This is a genomic window from Amycolatopsis sp. NPDC003861, from assembly GCF_053605405.1.
The window spans coordinates 1-15,382 of the sequence record NZ_JBSGJD010000091.1; the positions used below are offsets into that span (position 1 = coordinate 1).

Annotated in this window: 18 protein-coding genes; 8 read left to right on the forward strand and 10 right to left on the reverse strand. The window is 72.9% G+C overall.

Annotation, left to right across the window (positions count from 1 at the left end; genetic code table 11):
• Positions 1-36: 36 nt before the first annotated feature.
• The 5 genes from ACWEVN_RS22715 to ACWEVN_RS22735 are packed head-to-tail and all read right to left on the reverse strand — an operon-like array spanning position 37 to position 3,836.
• Positions 37-774 carry a hypothetical protein gene (locus ACWEVN_RS22715; RefSeq protein ID WP_449682648.1) on the reverse strand — a complete coding sequence of 246 codons (738 nt, stop codon included), beginning with the start codon at positions 772-774 and terminating at the stop codon, positions 37-39.
• A complete protein-coding gene (locus ACWEVN_RS22720; RefSeq protein WP_452052589.1) occupies positions 771-1,886 on the reverse strand; it encodes a molybdopterin-dependent oxidoreductase in 1,116 nt (371 codons plus the stop codon). Before ACWEVN_RS22720 ends, ACWEVN_RS22715 begins: the two co-directional genes overlap by 4 nt.
• On the reverse strand, positions 1,883-2,515 hold the full coding sequence (locus ACWEVN_RS22725; protein ID WP_449682650.1) for a methyltransferase domain-containing protein: 633 nt from the start codon (positions 2,513-2,515) through the stop codon (positions 1,883-1,885). The genes ACWEVN_RS22720 and ACWEVN_RS22725 overlap by 4 nt, the downstream gene beginning before the upstream one ends.
• Entirely contained in the window at positions 2,515-3,195 is a 681-nt protein-coding gene (locus ACWEVN_RS22730; protein WP_452052590.1) for a TIGR04282 family arsenosugar biosynthesis glycosyltransferase, read from the reverse strand. The genes ACWEVN_RS22725 and ACWEVN_RS22730 overlap by 1 nt, the downstream gene beginning before the upstream one ends.
• The gene (locus ACWEVN_RS22735; RefSeq protein WP_452052605.1) at positions 3,192-3,836 is read right to left on the reverse strand and encodes a glycosyltransferase family 2 protein; all 645 of its coding nucleotides are present in this window, start codon (positions 3,834-3,836) and stop codon (positions 3,192-3,194) included. The genes ACWEVN_RS22730 and ACWEVN_RS22735 overlap by 4 nt, the downstream gene beginning before the upstream one ends.
• A gap of 160 nt (positions 3,837-3,996) precedes the next feature.
• Between ACWEVN_RS22735 and ACWEVN_RS22740 the strand changes: the two genes are divergently transcribed.
• The 3 genes from ACWEVN_RS22740 to ACWEVN_RS22750 are packed head-to-tail and all read left to right on the forward strand — an operon-like array spanning position 3,997 to position 7,149.
• Complete coding sequence (locus ACWEVN_RS22740) at positions 3,997-5,391, forward strand: hypothetical protein (RefSeq protein WP_452052591.1); 1,395 nt, start codon at positions 3,997-3,999, stop codon at positions 5,389-5,391.
• Positions 5,392-5,401: 10 nt separating this feature from the next.
• Complete coding sequence (locus tag ACWEVN_RS22745; protein ID WP_449682653.1) at positions 5,402-6,103, forward strand: response regulator transcription factor; 702 nt, start codon at positions 5,402-5,404, stop codon at positions 6,101-6,103.
• Entirely contained in the window at positions 6,100-7,149 is a 1,050-nt protein-coding gene (locus ACWEVN_RS22750) for a sensor histidine kinase (protein WP_449682654.1), read from the forward strand. Before ACWEVN_RS22745 ends, ACWEVN_RS22750 begins: the two co-directional genes overlap by 4 nt.
• Positions 7,150-7,316: 167 nt before the next feature.
• On the opposite strand, the gene ACWEVN_RS22755 is transcribed toward ACWEVN_RS22750, so the two are convergent.
• Positions 7,317-8,375 (reverse strand): NAD-dependent epimerase/dehydratase family protein, encoded by a 1,059-nt coding sequence (locus tag ACWEVN_RS22755; protein WP_452052592.1) that lies wholly within the window; start codon positions 8,373-8,375, stop codon positions 7,317-7,319.
• Between the two features lie 123 nt (positions 8,376-8,498).
• On the opposite strand from ACWEVN_RS22755, the gene ACWEVN_RS22760 reads away from it, so the two are divergent.
• Both ACWEVN_RS22760 and ACWEVN_RS22765 read left to right on the forward strand, forming a co-directional pair.
• On the forward strand, positions 8,499-8,999 hold the full coding sequence (locus tag ACWEVN_RS22760; RefSeq protein ID WP_013230045.1) for a MogA/MoaB family molybdenum cofactor biosynthesis protein: 501 nt from the start codon (positions 8,499-8,501) through the stop codon (positions 8,997-8,999).
• A 106-nt stretch (positions 9,000-9,105) separates the two neighbouring features.
• Positions 9,106-9,930 (forward strand): aldo/keto reductase, encoded by an 825-nt coding sequence (locus ACWEVN_RS22765; protein ID WP_452052593.1) that lies wholly within the window; start codon positions 9,106-9,108, stop codon positions 9,928-9,930.
• 266 nt (positions 9,931-10,196) lie between these two features.
• Here ACWEVN_RS22765 and mscL read toward each other — a convergent pair whose 3' ends face one another.
• From mscL to ACWEVN_RS22785, 4 genes are all read right to left on the reverse strand, one after another.
• Entirely contained in the window at positions 10,197-10,616 is a 420-nt protein-coding gene (gene mscL / locus ACWEVN_RS22770) for a large-conductance mechanosensitive channel protein MscL (protein WP_310974091.1), read from the reverse strand.
• A 62-nt stretch (positions 10,617-10,678) separates the two neighbouring features.
• Entirely contained in the window at positions 10,679-11,296 is a 618-nt protein-coding gene (locus ACWEVN_RS22775) for an SAF domain-containing protein (RefSeq protein WP_452052594.1), read from the reverse strand.
• A gap of 130 nt (positions 11,297-11,426) precedes the next feature.
• On the reverse strand, positions 11,427-11,726 hold the full coding sequence (locus ACWEVN_RS22780; RefSeq protein ID WP_449682660.1) for an FmdB family zinc ribbon protein: 300 nt from the start codon (positions 11,724-11,726) through the stop codon (positions 11,427-11,429).
• 86 nt (positions 11,727-11,812) lie between these two features.
• A complete protein-coding gene (locus tag ACWEVN_RS22785; protein ID WP_452052595.1) occupies positions 11,813-12,403 on the reverse strand; it encodes a 5-formyltetrahydrofolate cyclo-ligase in 591 nt (196 codons plus the stop codon).
• Positions 12,404-12,427: 24 nt separating this feature from the next.
• Between ACWEVN_RS22785 and ACWEVN_RS22790 the strand changes: the two genes are divergently transcribed.
• The 3 genes from ACWEVN_RS22790 to ACWEVN_RS22800 are packed head-to-tail and all read left to right on the forward strand — an operon-like array spanning position 12,428 to position 15,275.
• Positions 12,428-13,333 carry a UTP--glucose-1-phosphate uridylyltransferase gene (locus ACWEVN_RS22790; protein ID WP_452052596.1) on the forward strand — a complete coding sequence of 302 codons (906 nt, stop codon included), beginning with the start codon at positions 12,428-12,430 and terminating at the stop codon, positions 13,331-13,333.
• Positions 13,330-14,607, forward strand: coding sequence for a molybdotransferase-like divisome protein Glp (glp, locus tag ACWEVN_RS22795; RefSeq protein WP_449682663.1), 1,278 nt, complete (start codon positions 13,330-13,332; stop codon positions 14,605-14,607). Before ACWEVN_RS22790 ends, glp begins: the two co-directional genes overlap by 4 nt.
• On the forward strand, positions 14,607-15,275 hold the full coding sequence (locus ACWEVN_RS22800) for a GNAT family N-acetyltransferase (protein WP_452052597.1): 669 nt from the start codon (positions 14,607-14,609) through the stop codon (positions 15,273-15,275). The genes glp and ACWEVN_RS22800 overlap by 1 nt, the downstream gene beginning before the upstream one ends.
• Positions 15,276-15,382 lie beyond the last annotated feature (107 nt).

Sequence of the window (15,382 nt, forward strand, 5' to 3'; positions counted from 1 at the left end):
CGATGCCGGTCGCGCGTGGCCGCATTTGTGCCCGGTTCAGGGACGGTCGGCCGGCGTGCCGGGGCGGTCGGCTTGCGTGCCTGGAGGGTTGGCCGGGAAGGCGGACTCGGCGGGCCGCGTGTCTGGAGGGTCGGCTGGCGTGTCTGGAAGGTCGGCCGGGTCGCGCGGCGGGGTAGGCCGCGTGTCCGGAGGGGCGGCCGGTGTGCCTTGAGGAGCGGCTGGGGTTGGTCGCGTGCCCGGGCCGTCGGCTGGTGTGCCGGGAGGGGCGGTGCGCGTGCCCGGAGGGTCGGTTGGGGTGCCGGGGCGGGCACCTCGCGTGTCTGGAGGGGTATCACTCGTGATTGGAGGGGCATCACGTGTGATTGGGGGGAGGACACGGTGGCGGAGGGCGGTCAGGACCACCGTGAGCCAGACTGCGGCCAGGGTGATGGCCAGGGCCGGGGCCGGGTTGGTGTCGTGGAGGCCGGGCATCGGTGGGGTTCCGTACGGGCGCCAGAGCAGCGGGAACGCCAGGATGGCCAGTGCGGCCGTGATGACCGTGCCCGCGATGACGGGGGTTCGCCAGCGGGGCGGGAGGAGCCGGGACAGGGCGAAGCCGAGCAGGGCCGTCAGCGGGGCGATGACCGCGTCGTTGAGGAGCGGGCCGCCGATGATCCAGCCCACCGTGCCGAAGACATCGGGACGCAGGGGCAGCGCGTACTCGGCGAACAGCACCACGCCCCAGGCCAGCGCCGCGAGGCCGGGCAGCGCGAGGAGCGCGCGGGCGGTCTTCACAGCGCCTCCAGTTTCGTGACCCACTTCGTCTGCAGCACACCGGGCCGGTTCGGGGCGATGATGCGGCAGGGGAAGCCGTGGTCGGGGGCGAGGACCTCGCCGTTGAGCTCTAGGGCCAGCAGCGTCAGTTCGTCGGCCGTGTGCTCGCCGGGGAGGACGCTGACGCCGTACAGTCCGCCACGCTCCGAAGAGGACACCCGCACCGCCGTGCCCGGGGCCGCGCCGACGGTTTTCAGCAGCGTGGGCAGGGAAATTCCACGCCAGGTGGCCGACTGGCTCCAGCCCTCCACGCAGGCGATCGGGAGCTCGGCCGTCGTCTGGGGCAGGGCGCGCAGGTCGTCGAGCGAGAACTTCGTCGTGCCGCGCGCAGTCACCACGGAGAGCCGCCAGGCCGGCGACCACGTGACACCGGCGGCCGCCGCCGTGCGGTTGACCGGGAGGCTCTGAGTGCCCTTGCCGGTCTTCCAGGAGAGGGCGGAGACGCCGCGCAGGAACGGGACCGTCGCGCCCGCGGTGGCCACGACCGCGACGCCGGTCGCCAGCCCGGTGGTCACCAGGAAACCCCGTCGCGACAGCCCTTCCGCCGGTGGTTCCTCGACGGTGGTCCGGCTCAGGGCACGGCGGATGATCGGCAGCTTCACCGCGACGTGCACCAGGATCGAACCGATCGCCAGCCACGCGACCGCGTAGTGCACCTGCGGGAAGTAAAAGCCCCACGGGTAGTTCTGCGCGACGTTCAGCAGCCCGGTCGTCAGCTCGAAGAACGCCGCCCCGGACAGCACCAGGATCGACAGCCGCTCCAGGGCGTGCGGCAGCGAGCGGACGAGCGGCCGGCCGAACAGCTTCGGGTAGACGCTCCACAGTTTCGCCAGCAGCAACGGGATCGAAGCCACGCCCGAGATCACGTGCAACCCCTGCGTGACGCGGTAGAGCCCGACCGGCCGGCTCGGCCAGGAGAACCACCCGGGTGGGTGCTGGATGAGGTGGCTGAGCAAGCCCGTCACGAAGCACGTCGTGAAGGTGATCGCGAGCGCCAGACCGATCTTCGACGTCACCCGCTCGTGGTGCGCCGGCGCCCGGAACTGCTCCTCCGCCGGGATCGGGAGTTTCACGATCGCTCCAATCGCGCGAACCAGCGGTGGCCGTGCCGGGTCGTCCGGTCGACGCGCAACCCGGCCCGCGCGGCGACTTCGGCGATCGCGTCGACCCCCACCCAAGCCCAGGTGAACCAGGCGACGTCGGCGTGGCCGGGCCGGAGCCGGACGCGCTCGTGCCGGAGTCCCCGGCCGGGCGGCTCCAGTTCGACGAGCACGTCGCCGTCGGGGGCGATCAGCCGCGTCGTGCGCCGGAGCAGGGTGACCGGGTCGCCGCCGATGCCGATGTTGCCGTCCGCGAGCAGGGCGTGCCGCCACCGCCCTTCGCCGGGCAGACGGTCGAAGATGTTGCGCTGCAACGCACTTCCGCCGCGCCGCCGGGTCAGCCCGACGGCTGTGCGCGAGCTGTCCACGCCCAGCACGACCACCCCGCGCGCGGCCAGCGCCGCGGTCAGCCTCCCGGGCCCGCACCCGAGGTCGATGGTGGGGCCGGAACACGCGTCGAGCAGGACGTCGTCGCCCTCGGACGGTTCCGCCCAGCGTTCCACGGCCAGCTCGATCCGTTCGCCGCTGGCCAGTTCGAGCCAGCACCGGTGCCCGAGCAGGCCGAGGTCGAACTCGTGGCCGGCGCTCGCCGGGGCCGTCATCACGCCACCGCCTGTCCGCCGACGGCCGCGACGGCGTGGGCGAACCGGCCTCGCGGACATGCCGCCGCCACCGAACGGGCGTTCGCCATGGTGTCCACATCGGACAGGCGGAATGCCTGCCTTGTCTGCAACCCGCGCTCGGCGAGGGCGCGCAGCGTGCGCTCGCCGGTGTCGTCGCAGGACATCGGAACGTCCACGAGAACCTGCGCATGCCGTGGCTCGGCGAGTCCCAGCGCCCACCAGCCACCGTCCTCGGCCGGCCCGAGCACCGAGTCGTGGCTGCCGTGGCGGACCGGTGCGGCCGCTGCGGCGAGGGACTCCGGCGTCACCTGTGGCGTGTCCATGCCGATCTGGAGGATGGGCAGACCGGCGTGCACCGCAGCGGCGTCGGCGTGGGCGTTCGCCAGCCGCGCCCCGAAATCCCGGCCACGCTGCGGGATGACGGTCGCGCGTCGCAGTGCCGCACTGATCTCGTCGGCCCGGGCCGCGGCGCCGAGATCGCCGGTCATCGCGACGACGGGTAAAGCGCCGGGGACCGCGCAGACGGCGTCGAGCGTGTCGAGCAGCGCGGCCGCGGCGATCTCGGCCGCCTGAGCCGGGGTCGCGGGTGGGCAGAGCCGGGTCTTCGCGAAGCCGGGAACCGGCGCCTTGGCCACGACCAGCAGGACGAACGGCGTCATCGGGCCAGCACCCGCCCGAAGTCGCGCACCGCACGCAGCGTCCCCCGTGCCGACCCGGACACCTTCGACTTCGTGCCCTTGGCGCGCTCGCCGTAGCGGACGTCGAACTCGCGGACCCGCCACCCGGCTCGCTGGGCCTTGATCAGCAGCTCCAGGGGGTAGCCGAAGGCCCGGTCGGCGACACCGAGGCCGAGCAGCGCCCGCCGGTCCGCGGCGCGTAGGGGCGCGATGTCCCGCACCGGCAGCCCACGGCTGCGCAACAGCGTCGCCAGCACGACGTTGCCCGCTCGCGCGTGCCACGGCCACACCCCGGGACCGGTCGGCACCCGGCGTCCGACCGCCAGGTCCGCGCCGCGCCTGACCGCGCTCACCAGCTGCGGCAGGTCGGCGAGGTCCAGGGACCCGTCGGCGTCAGCGAAGCACACGATGTCCGCGGTGGCGGCTTCCAGCCCCGTGTGGACGGCGGCGCCGTAGCCGCGACGCGGTTCGTGGAGGACCTTCGCGCCCAGCGAGGCCGCTACCTCGGGTGAGCCGTCGGACGAGCCGTTGTCGACCACGATCGCGCGGTAGCCGGGTGGCAGGCCGGCCAGCACGCCGGGCAGCGCGGCCGCTTCGTCGAGGCAGGGGAGGACGACGTCCACTTCCAAGTCAGTCACGCCGCCGACCGTAAGTCCGTCCGGGAGTGGCGTAGAACCCTTGCGGCGCTTACCGAATCATGACGTCCGGTGAGTTCTTACCGCGTCGTTACGGCTCCCGCTCCGAGGGCGCGGACCGGCCGCCGCGGACCTAGGGTGGGCGGCGATGAGCGAGCCGAACCCGGCAGCCCGGCTCGCCGAGCCGCCTGCCCGCGAACCCGAAGCCCCGGTCACCGGCCGCCGCGCCGACCTCCTCGCCGTCGCCGCGGCGGCGGTGCTCGTCGCCACGGCCACCGCGGTCGGCCTGTACTACAACCGGCCGCACTCCGGCGTGATCATCTTCGTGTCCGCGCCGCCGTTGTTCGCCGACTGGCTGCCGCACGTCGGCCCGGGCTCGGTGTTCGCGGTGCTCATCGCGATCGCGGTCGTCCTGCACGGCCCCACGCTGGCCGCCCGGCTGCCGTGGCGCCGCGCGCTCGCCGCCGGCTACCTCGCCTCGCTCGCCTGGATCTTCTCGCTGACCATGGTCGACGGCTGGGACCGCGGATTCGCCGGGCACCTCACCATTCCGCAGGAGTACCTCCACGAGGTCCCGGGCATCATCGACATCCCGCGGATGCTGCGCGAGTTCTCCTCCCGCATCCTCGATTTCCAGCCGCATTCGTGGACGACGCACGTGTCGGGCCACCCACCGGGCGCGACGCTCGTCTTCGTCTGGCTGGACCGGCTCGGCCTGCACGGCGGCGCGTGGGCGGCCACGGCCGTCGTGCTCGCCGGCAGCCTGGTTGCGGTGGCCGTGCCGGCCACGGTCGCGCTGCTCGGCCGGCCCGAGGCGGCCCGCACGGTGCTGCCGTTCGCCGTCCTCACCCCCGGCGCGGTGTGGATCGGCGTGTCCGCGGACGGCCTGTTCGCCGGCGTGACGGCCACCGGCCTGGCGCTGCTCGCGCTGTCCGCGACGGGGTTCGCCCACGGCCGCCGGTACGCCGTCCCGGCCGGGCTGGCCGCCGGGGTGCTGCTCGGCTTCGGGATCTTCCTGTCGTACGGCCTGGTGCTGCTCGGCGTGCTCGCGGTGGCGGTCGCCGTTCTCGGCCGGCAGTGGCGGTCGGCGGCGCTGGCGATCGTCGCGGCGCTCGCCGTCGTGGGCGTGTTCGCCTGGGCCGGCTTCTGGTGGCTCGACGGCTACCACCTGGTCGTCGAGCGCTACTACCAGGGCGTCGCGCTGGTCCGGCCCTATTCGTACTGGGTGTGGGCCGACCTCGCGGCGGTCGTCGTCGCCCTCGGCCCCGCGGTCGTGGCCGCCATCCGGCGTGGCGTCGCGTCCCCGCGCCGGGCCCTGCTCACCGATCCGGTGCTCCTGCTCGGCCTCGCCGCCCTGGCCGCCATCCTCTTCGCCGACGTTTCGGGCCTGTCGAAAGCCGAGACCGAGCGGATCTGGCTACCGTTCGGGGTGTGGTTGCTGCCGATGACGGCGTTGCTCCCGCGGCCCGGTCGCCGGTGGTGGCTGGCCGCGCAGGCGGCGACGGCGCTCGCGGTCAACCACCTGCTGCTGACGGGCTGGTGAGGGAGACGTGATGAGCGATCAGACCGGGCACGTGCTCGTGGTCGACGACGACGAGACGGTCCGCGACGTCGTTCGTCGCTACCTCGAGGTGGCCGGGTTCACCGTCGACATGGCCGGCGATGGTGCCGAGGGCCTGGCCCGGTTCGCCGCCCACGAGCCCGACCTGGTCGTGCTCGACGTCATGATGCCGGGGATCAACGGCCTCGAGGTGTGCCGGCGGCTGCGTCAGGTGAGCCAGGTGCCGATCGTCATGCTCACCGCCCTCGGCGAGGAGGAGAACCGGATCGCCGGGCTCCAGCTCGGCGCCGACGACTACGTGACCAAGCCGTTCAGCCCCAAGGAGCTCGCCCTCCGTGTCGCCTCGGTGCTGCGCCGCGCCCGGATGCCCCGCCCGGAGCCGGCCGCCGCCGAGCTCGTGGACGGCGCCCTGCGCCTGCAGATGAAGGCCCGGACCGCGACCCTCGGCGGCCGCGAGCTGCCGCTCACCACCCGCGAGTTCGACCTGCTCGCGTTCTTCCTCGCCCACCCGGGCGTCGCCTACTCGCGCGCCGACCTGCTCGAGAAGGTGTGGAGCTGGGACTTCGGCGATCAGTCCACAGTGACCGTCCACGTGCGACGGTTGCGCGAGAAGATCGAGCGCGACCCGGCCAAGCCGACCCGGGTGGCGACCGTGTGGGGTGTCGGCTACCGCTACGACCGGGAGCAGCCGTGATCGGGTCGGGTGAATCCGTGCCGGAGATGCTGACGCACCTCTGGCACATCCTGCCGTTCGCGCTGCTGTTCTCGCTGCCGGTTGCGGCGCTGGGCGGCGTGGCGCTGTACGTCCTGCGCCGGGGCTCGCTGGCCACCACGCTCACGGTGCTGGTGCTGATCCCGGTGCTCGCCACGCTGGCCGGCGTCCTGGGCATCAGCGGGTTCATGTTCACCCCGGCGTTGACGACGATGCTGCTGGTCTGCCTGCTCGTCGCGCTGGTCACCGTGCCCGCGGCGATCATCCTCGGCCGGGCGATCGCGCGCCGCAGCGTGTGGGAGCGCGAGGCGCGGGAGCGGGAACGCGCCGCCGAGGCGTCGCGGCGCGAACTGGTCGCCTGGATCAGCCACGACCTGCGCAGCCCGCTGGCCGGCATCCAGGCGATGGCCGAAGCACTGGCCGACGGCGTGGTGTCCGAACGCGACGAGGTCGCCGACTACGCCCAGCGGATCGGCGGCGAGACCCGGCGGCTGTCCGCGATGGTCGGTGACCTGTTCGAGCTCTCGCGGATCACCGCGGGCGCCCTGGAGCTCACGATGTCCGCGGTGCCGCTGCGGGACGTGGTGAGCGACGCCGTCGCCGCCCAGGCGCCGGTGGCCCTGCGGAAGCGGGTCCAGGTGCTCGCCAACGCGTCGACCTGGCCGGTGGTGACCGGCAGCGACCCGGAACTGGCCCGGATCGTGCGGAACCTGGTGTCCAACGCAATCCGGCACACCCCGCCCGACGGGACGGTGGCGGTGCAGATCGGCGTCGACGGCGACGAGGCGCTGCTCGCCGTCGACGACTCCTGCGGCGGCATCCCGGACGACGAGATCAACCGCGTGTTCGACGTGGCGTTCCGCGGGACGCAGGCGCGGACGCCCGAGCGCGGCGGAACGACCAGCGGGGGCGGGCTCGGGCTGGCCATCGCGAAGGGCCTGGTGGAGGCGCACCGCGGGCGGATCGGGGTGCAGAACCACGGGCCGGGGTGCCGGTTCGAGGTGCGCCTGCCGCTCGCGATGCCGTAGGCCGCGGCTGGTCCGGGTTCCGCGTGGCGCGGACGGCCCGGGATCGAGGGATACCTCGACTGTGGCTGTGATCCGGGACCGCGGCAGGTGATGTCCGGTCGCGCGGGCGGCCCGAAGCCGGACGCAGCGCGGCGTTCGGCTCAGGGGCCGCGGGAGCCGACCTGGTTTCAGGGTGAGACCGGCTCGCGGAGTTCGGCCGTCGCGAAGTCGGCGATGCCCTCGGCGAAGCCGACTTCCGCGGTGAAGCCGAGCAGCTCGCGGGCTCGGGCCGGGTCGGCGACGACGTGGCGGACGTCGGCCGGGCGGGCGCCGCCCATGACCTTCGGTGCCGGGCCTTCGCAGGCCCGGGCCAGCTCTGTTGCCAGGTCGCCCACCGTGTGCGGGGTGCCGGAGCAGATGTTCAGCGGCGTGAGGTCGTTCGGGCCCGGTGTCCGGAGGGCCAGGACGTTCGCCCTGGCGACGTCGTGGACGTGGACGAAGTCGCGTTGCTGGCGGCCGTCCTCCAGGACTTGCGGGGCTTCGCCGCGGGCCAGTGCCGATCGGAAGAGCGATGCGACTCCGGCGTACGGGGTGTTCTGGGGCATCCGTGGGCCGTAGACGTTGTGGTAGCGCATGGCCCACACCGTGCCGCCCGTCTGGCGGGCCCAGGCGCCGGCCAGGTGTTCCTGGGCCAGCTTCGTCGCCGCGTACGTGCTGCGCGGGTTCAGCGGCGCGTCCTCGGGCACCAGCTGCCAGCTCAGCTCCTCTTCGCACGACGGGCAGCGCGGCTCGAACCGGCCCGCGTCCACATCGGACCGGCGGCGTGGCGAGGGTGCCACCACGCCGTGGTCGGGACACGTGTAGCGGCCTTCGCCGTAGACGACCATCGACGAGGCCAGGACCAGCTTTCCGACGCCGGCCGCGTGCATGCCGGCCAGGAGCACCGCCGTGCCGTAGTCGTTGTGCAGGGCGTACGACGGTGCGTCGGACGGGTCGATGCCGTGGCCGACCACTGCCGCCTGGTGGCAGACCGCGTCGACGCCGTCCAGCAGCTCCGCGACGATCTCCGTGTCCGTGACGTCGCCGCGCAGGAACCGGTGCCTGCTCGTGTACGGCGGCGGGGTGCGGGAGCCGTGAGCCGTGGGGAGGAGGTTGTCCAGCACCACGACGTCGTCGCCGCCGTCGGCGAGGAGGTCGGCGATGTGGGACCCGATGAACCCGGCTCCGCCGGTGACCAGTACGCGCACACCGGCCACGCTAGGGGGCTTCGGCGGGGCTCGCCGACGCTCACCGCGGCACGTCACCGAATCGTCAGAACTCACCCGGAACCTCCCGGCGCCCGGCCGCCGAAACCGGCTACGGTGGGCGCCATGGAACGGAGTGCACAACGGCTGGGCCGGGCCCTCGTGGTCATCGTGGACGATCGCGTGGCGCACGGCGAGCACGAGGACACCACTGGCCCGCTGGTCACGGAGCTGCTCGAAGAAGCGGGCTTCATCGTCGACGGTGTCGTGGTGGTCGAGGCCGAGACCGCGGGTATCCGCAACGCGCTCAACACCGCTGTGATCGGTGGCGCCGACCTGGTGATCACCGTCGGCGGCACGGGGGTACTGCCGCGTGACCGGACGCCGGACGCCACCGCCGGTGTGCTCGACCGGCCGATCCCGGGCATCAGCGAGGCCATCCGCGCGTCCGGGCTGGCCGCCGGCGCGGTCGACGCCGGGATCTCGCGCGGGCTCGCCGGGGTTTCCGGGAGCACGCTCGTGGTCAACCTGGCCGGGTCGCGGTCCGCGGTGCGCGATGGGATGGCGACGCTGACCTCGCTCGTGCCGCACGTGATCGACGAGCTTTCGGGCCTCGAAGAGGTGTGAAGCCCGGGTCCCGGATCGGTGGCGGGCTGACTTTCTCGTCGGGTAGGGCATCGGTCCGCTCGGGGATGGCGACGCTGACCTCGCTCTTGATCGACGAGCTTTCGGCATGACCCTCGAGTTCCGGATCGGCGGCAGGCTGACCGTCCGGAGGCTCGGTTTCGGGGCGATGCACCTGCCGACCGAAGCCGGGGCCGCCCGGGCCGGCGCGATTGCCGTTGCTCGGCGGGCCGTCGAGCTGGGTGTCACGCTCATCGACACCGCGCACCTCTACGGCGGTGGGGCCAACGAGGAACTGCTTGCCGAGGCCCTGTACCCGTACCCGGACGAGCTGCTGATCACCACCAAGGTCGGCGTCGCGCGGACCGGGCCCGGCGGCGAGTGGCGGCTCGACGCCCGGCCCGAAATCCTGCGTGACCAGGTCGACCAAGCCCTGCGCCGGCTCCGGGTGGAGCGGCTCGAGCTGCTGCAGCTGCACCGCATCGACCCGGAAACGCCACTGCCCGACCAGCTCGGGACGCTGTGCGAGCTGCAGTCCGCCGGGAAGGTCGGCCTGCTCGGACTGTCCGAAGTGACCGCCGACGAGCTCGCCCGGGCGCGAGAGCTCGCCGAGATCGCCAGCGTCCAGAACCGGTACAGCGTGCTCGACCGTGCGCACGAGCCGGTGGTCGAGGCCTGCGCCTCGGCGGGCATCGCGTTCCTGCCTTGGCGGCCCGTTCTGCCGGCTGCGTCCGGCGCCGCCGTGGTTGCCGCTGTAGCCGCGGAAGTGGGCGCCACCCCGGCCCAGGTGGCGTTGGCCTGGCTGCTGGCCCGGTCGCCGGTGGTGCTGCCGATTCCGGGCACCGGACGGATTGCGCACCTGGAGGAGAACGTCGCCGCCGCGGGGCTCGTGCTGAGTGCGGAGCAGCTGGGGCGGCTGGATGCGGTCGGCTGAGGTCGCACCGCAGCGGCGCGCCGGCGGGTGGAGTCGCCGGGGGCCTTCACTCTGGAGTTGTCAAACAGCGCTTCGTGGGATACTCGAGGCATGGCGGGTGAACAGCGGAAACCTCAGACCGGCGAGCAGCGGCGCCGGGTTGATGAGATCTTCGGGGACGTTCTGCCCGAGACGACCTCCGATGAGCGTGATCCCGAGCGGCGCACCGGTCTCCCGGATGACTGGTACCGGGAGAACCGGCCACCGCACCACGATCGCTGACCTCGTCAGTCGCGGTCGGTGCCGCGCTGGTTGGTCTGCTGGGCGCGCAGCAGGTCGCGGATCTCGGTCAGCAGCTCCACGTCCGTCGGCTCCGAGGGACCCGGCTCCTGGCCGCGCTTGCGGCGCTCCTGCACCTTCTTGACCGGCAGCACGATCACGAAGTAGACCACCGCCGCGACCAGGACGAAGTTGATCGCCGCGTTGATCACGCTGCCGAAGTCCAGGAACGTCGCCTTGTTGTTGTCGAAGATCTGGTATCCGAGGCCGTTCGCGGCGTCGGTGCCGCCGATCGTGCTGATCAGGGGCTTGATCAGGCCGTTGGTGAACGCCGTGACGATCGCCGTGAACGCCGAGCCGATGACCACCGCCACGGCGAGGTCGACGACGTTGCCGCGCATCAGGAAGTCCTTGAAGCCTTTGAACACCTTGCTCTCCTCACGAGCCACGAACCGGAAGGGGACGCCCGGCCCGTCTCGGCGGGCGTGGGCTAGCGGAGAGTAACCGTTACCGGACGCTCCAGTGAAATCGCCGCCACCGTTGTCGCGGCCGCTTCCGGAAGCCGGAGCAGCACCAGCGGCCCCTTGGGGGTGGCCGGCTGCCGGTGCCCGACCGTCACGACCGTCGCCCCGGCGGCCAGTACGGAGGCCGGCACTGCCTGCTCCGGCGCCGCGACGACGTCGACGCGCTGGCCGGGCTGGAGCAGGTCCGCGACGGCCTCGTCGGCCAGCCGGACCGGCACGGTCGCCGTGCCGGGATCACCCCGGGCGGGGGCCGTGGCCAGGCGGACGTCGGTCAGCGGCTCACCGGCCCGGACCGCGCCCGCCAGCAGGCGCCCCTCGACGGCCTCGAAGGTGCTCAGCACGCCGTTCGGACGGGCTTCGCCGGGCAGGTCGGCCAGCCGGACGTCGGCAGCGCTCAGCGCCGCTCCGGAAGGAAGGTCGTGTGCCGCGAGGACGGTCGGTGCGCCTCGCGCGGAACCGGGGTGAACGAGCGAAAGGCCGCCCAGGACGAGCAGGCCGGCGGCGAGCCAGCGGCGGATGAGCCTGGCCCGCCGGCTCGGCAGCCGGGTCGGATGAAGTGCGCGGAGCTTCGGCAGGATGTCCACGGGGCCCCCTCGGCCGGATCGGGTGCGGCGGGGTGCCGCACGAGATCGACGTTAGGGAAGCCGGACGGGCCGCCGGAAGGGCCACGTCCGGCATCTGTGGACAACCGGGGTGTTGTGGATAACCTGCGGGTCAGGACGCCGCGGCGGCCGTTTTCGTCGTGGTCGAAGAGGAGGATGCCGAGCTCGTGTCGGACTTCGACTCCGTCTTGGTCTCGGTCTTCGCCGGGGCGGCCGCGGTGCTCGACTTGCTGGAGTCACGCGAGTCCGTGCGGTAGAACCCGCTCCCCTTGAAGACGACGCCGACCGAGCTGAAGACCTTGCGCAGCACCCCGGAGCACTGCGGGCAGACGGTCAGGCTGGGGTCCGAGAACGACTGCACGGCTTCGAACCGGTGGTCGCATTCTTTGCAGGCGTACTGGTACGTAGGCACTGACGGCTCCTTTGCTGGCACTCATCCGACCTGAGTGCTAACCCGATTGTGCGGGAAAACCTTCCCGGAAGGCAATTCCTGGTTGCTCACACCGGCAGGTCGACCACGCCTCGCCCCGGTGTCAGGGCCCCGGTCATGCGCACGTCGTGGGGCTCCCCGGGCAGCCGTTCGACCAGTTCTTCGTCCCGGACGACGGCCAGCAGCGCCGCGCCGGCCGCGGCGAAGACCAGCGAGCGATCGTAGTGGCCGGCCCCGCGCCCGAGCCGGACGCCCCGGCGGTCCACGGCCAGCGCGGGCACCAGGACCAGCTCCGCCTCGCCCACAGCGGCGGTACCCAGGCGTTTCCCGCCCGGCTCGCGGATGCCCCGGAACGTGCTGGGCACCAGGTCGGCCTCGCCCGTGTAGTCGGCCCAGTCGAGCGGTTCCGTCCGCGACCGGATGACCGGCAGCAGCACTCGCGCGCCGCCCGCCACCAGCGCGTCGACGAACGCCGTCGTGCCCGGCTCGGTGCCGAACGGCAGGTACGCGCACACGGTGCCGGCTGTGACCTTCGACACCGCACTGACCAGCGCTGACGCCTCCCTGGCGTGGGATTCGGCTGCCTGCCCTGCCCGGGCGCGCGTCACCCGGTCACGCCACTCCGTCTTGCTCAGGTGCTCATTGCCCAGCGCGTGCATGACCTCACGTTAGGCTCTGCGCCCATGACGGGCGCCGCAACCACCCAGACGTTCAGAACCGCCATCGTGCCTGCCGCCGGCCTCGGGACACGGTTCCTCCCGGCGACGAAGGCCGTGCCCAAGGAGCTCCTGCCGGTGGTGGACACCCCGGGCATCGAGCTGGTCGCCGCGGAGGCCGCCGCCGCCGGCGCGGAACGCCTGGTCATCGTGACCTCACCGGGCAAGGACGCCGTGGTCCGGTACTTCGAAAAGCAGCCCGAGCTCGAGCAGAACCTGGAAAGCAAGGGCAAGACCGACCTGCTCGCCAAGGTCCGCCGGGGCTCCGACCTCCTCGCCGTCGAAACCGCCATCCAGGAGCAGGCCCTCGGCCTCGGCCACGCCGTTGCGCAGGCCGAGCCCAACCTGAAGCCCGACGACGAAGCCGTCGCCGTGCTGCTGCCCGACGACCTGGTGCTGCCGATCGGCGTGCTCGAGCGGATGAGCGCGGTCCGGGCGCAGTTCGGCGGCAGCGTGCTCTGCGCGTTCGACATCCCGAAGGCCGAGATCTCCCCGTACGGCGTCTTCGACGTCACCGACACCGACGACGACGACGTCAAGCGCGTGCACGGGATGGTCGAGAAGCCGAAGCCGGAGGACGCGCCCTCGACCTACGCCGCGGCCGGGCGGTACCTGCTCGACCGGGCGATCTTCGACGCGCTCAAGCGGATCACCCCCGGCAGCGGCGGCGAGCTGCAGCTGACCGACGCGGTCGCGCTGCTGATCAGCGAGGGGCACCCGGTGCACGTCGTCGTCCACCGCGGTGGACGCCACGACCTGGGGAATCCGGGTGGTTTCCTGCGCGCCGCGGTCGATTTCGCGCTCGAAACGCCCGAGTACGGTCCATCTTTACGGGCGTGGCTGACGGAACGGATCGGGACAGAGCGCCCATGACGGAATCCCTCGACGCGGCACGGCCCGAGGCGGCCGGGGACGAGGCCGAGCTGCGCTCGGTCGACGCGCAGATCTCCATGACCTTGGATGCCGCCGTCCGGCCGCAGCCGGTGCGCGTGGCGATCTCCGAGGCCCAGGGCCTGCTCTGCGCCGAGGAGGTGGTCGCCGAGCACGCGCTGCCCGGGTTCGACCAGGCCGCGATCGACGGGTACGCGGTGCGCAGCGTGGACGTGCGCAACGCCGGGCAGGAGCCGGTGCAGCTGCCGGTCGTCGGGGAGATCGCGGCGGGTTCGCGCCAGCCGCGGCGGCTCCAGCCCGGCCAGGCCGTCCGGGTCGACACCGGCGCCCCGCTGCCGACGCTGGCCGACGCGGTCGTGCCGCTCGCCTACACCGACGGGCACCAGGCCAAGGTCACGGTGCACCGCTCGGTGCCGTCGGCGGGGTACGTGCGGCGGGCCGGCGAGGACGTCCAGATCGGCGACGTCGCGGTGCGCCGCGGCGACACGATCGGCTCGGCCCAGGTCGGCCTGCTGGCCGCGGTCGGCCGGGCGAAGGTCCTGGTCTACCCGCGGCCGCGGGTGTCGATCGTGTCCGTCGGCGACGAGCTGGTCGACATCGACCGGACGCCGTCGGTCGGGCAGGTCTACGACGTCAACTCCTACGCGCTGGCCGCGGCCGCCCGGGACGCGGGCGCCGAGGTCAGCCGGGTCGGCATCGTGCCGAGCGAGCCGAAGCGGCTGCGGGAGGTCGTCGAGGGACGGCTGCTGATGTCGGAGATCGTCGTGGTCGCGGGCGGCGCCGGGGGCGCCACCGGCGACGAGGTCCACGCCGCGCTGTCCGACCTCGGCCGGATCGACATGACGCGGGTGGCGATGCACCCCGGGTCGGTCCAGGGGTTCGGCCGGCTCGGCCCCGACTCGGTGCCGACGTTCCTGATCCCCGGCAACCCGATGAGTGCGCTGGTGGTGTTCGAGGTGCTGGTGCGGCCGCTGATCCGCGCGGCGCGCGGCACCCGCAACCCGCACCGGCGGATCGTCGGCGCGCGGCTGCTGTCGCCGATCACCTCGACCCAGGGCCGGCGCGGTTTCCTCCGCGGCCAGCTGCTGCGCGACGAGGCCAACGGCGAGTACCTGGTCCAGCCGCTCGGCCAGTCCGGGGCGCACCTGCTCGCGTCGCTGGCCGAGGCGAACTGCCTGATCAACGTGCCGGAAGAGGCGACCGACGTCCCCGCCGGCGAACAGGTCCAAGTCACCTTCCTGGCGCAACGGGCCTGATGAACTCCGTGTCGGGCGTGTCCTATCCGGTGGAGAGCCGGCACCCGGGCTGGCCGGCGCGGCTCGGCCCGCTGCGGGTGCCCGCGGGCGAGGCCGCGATCCGGCCGGTCCGGCTGCGCGACGCCGGCGAGTGGAGCCGGATCCGGCTCCGGGACCGCGCGCACCTCGAAATGTGGGAGCCCACCGGCGTCGGCCCGTGGCCGGAACGCAACGCCTTCTGGTCGTGGCCGTCGCAGTGGGCGGCGCTGCGTTCGCTCGCTCGCCGTGGTCAGTGTCTCCCGTTCACCATCACCCTGGACGGTCGTCTCGTCGGACAGATCACTGTGGGTAACGTCATCCGGGCGTCGCTCCGATCGGCCTGGATCGGCTATTGGGTGTCGTCCGAAGTGGTCCGCGGCGGGGTGGCGACGGCCGCCGTCGCGCTCGTCACCGACCACGCCTTCGGCCCGGCCGGGCTGCACCGGCTGGAGGCCACCGTGCGTCCGGAAAACGCCGCCAGCCTGCGGGTTCTCACCAAGGCAGGCTACCGGCGGGAGGGTCTGTTCGAGCGCTACCTCGACGTCGCGGGCGGCTGGCGGGACCACTTCTGCTACGCCGTGACACGCGAGGAAACCGGGCCCGGGCTGGTGTCGCGGCTGGTCGCCGCGGGCCGCGCCGACTACGCCTGAACGTGATTACCCACCCGGGTCGGTAGTCGCGTTACCACATGCTGTGAGTTTCACCTAATCCGGTGAGGCTTTTCCGTGATCGAACCCGGCGAGCCTCCGCCTGATCT

What these genes read in the sequence shown, in the direction of transcription:
- ACWEVN_RS22745 (WP_449682653.1), top strand. Translation starts at nt 5,402, where the DNA reads ATGAGCGATCAGACCGGGCACGTGCTCGTGGTCGACGACGACGAGACG.
- ACWEVN_RS22725 (WP_449682650.1), bottom strand. Translation starts at nt 2,515, where the DNA reads ATGACGGCCCCGGCGAGCGCCGGCCACGAGTTCGACCTCGGCCTGCTC.
- ACWEVN_RS22790 (WP_452052596.1), top strand. Translation starts at nt 12,428, where the DNA reads ATGACGGGCGCCGCAACCACCCAGACGTTCAGAACCGCCATCGTGCCT.
- ACWEVN_RS22760 (WP_013230045.1), top strand. Translation starts at nt 8,499, where the DNA reads ATGGAACGGAGTGCACAACGGCTGGGCCGGGCCCTCGTGGTCATCGTG.
- ACWEVN_RS22785 (WP_452052595.1), bottom strand. Translation starts at nt 12,403, where the DNA reads ATGCACGCGCTGGGCAATGAGCACCTGAGCAAGACGGAGTGGCGTGAC.
- ACWEVN_RS22800 (WP_452052597.1), top strand. Translation starts at nt 14,607, where the DNA reads ATGAACTCCGTGTCGGGCGTGTCCTATCCGGTGGAGAGCCGGCACCCG.
- ACWEVN_RS22730 (WP_452052590.1), bottom strand. Translation starts at nt 3,195, where the DNA reads ATGACGCCGTTCGTCCTGCTGGTCGTGGCCAAGGCGCCGGTTCCCGGC.
- glp (WP_449682663.1), top strand. Translation starts at nt 13,330, where the DNA reads ATGACGGAATCCCTCGACGCGGCACGGCCCGAGGCGGCCGGGGACGAG.
- ACWEVN_RS22740 (WP_452052591.1), top strand. Translation starts at nt 3,997, where the DNA reads ATGAGCGAGCCGAACCCGGCAGCCCGGCTCGCCGAGCCGCCTGCCCGC.
- ACWEVN_RS22765 (WP_452052593.1), top strand. Translation starts at nt 9,106, where the DNA reads ATGACCCTCGAGTTCCGGATCGGCGGCAGGCTGACCGTCCGGAGGCTC.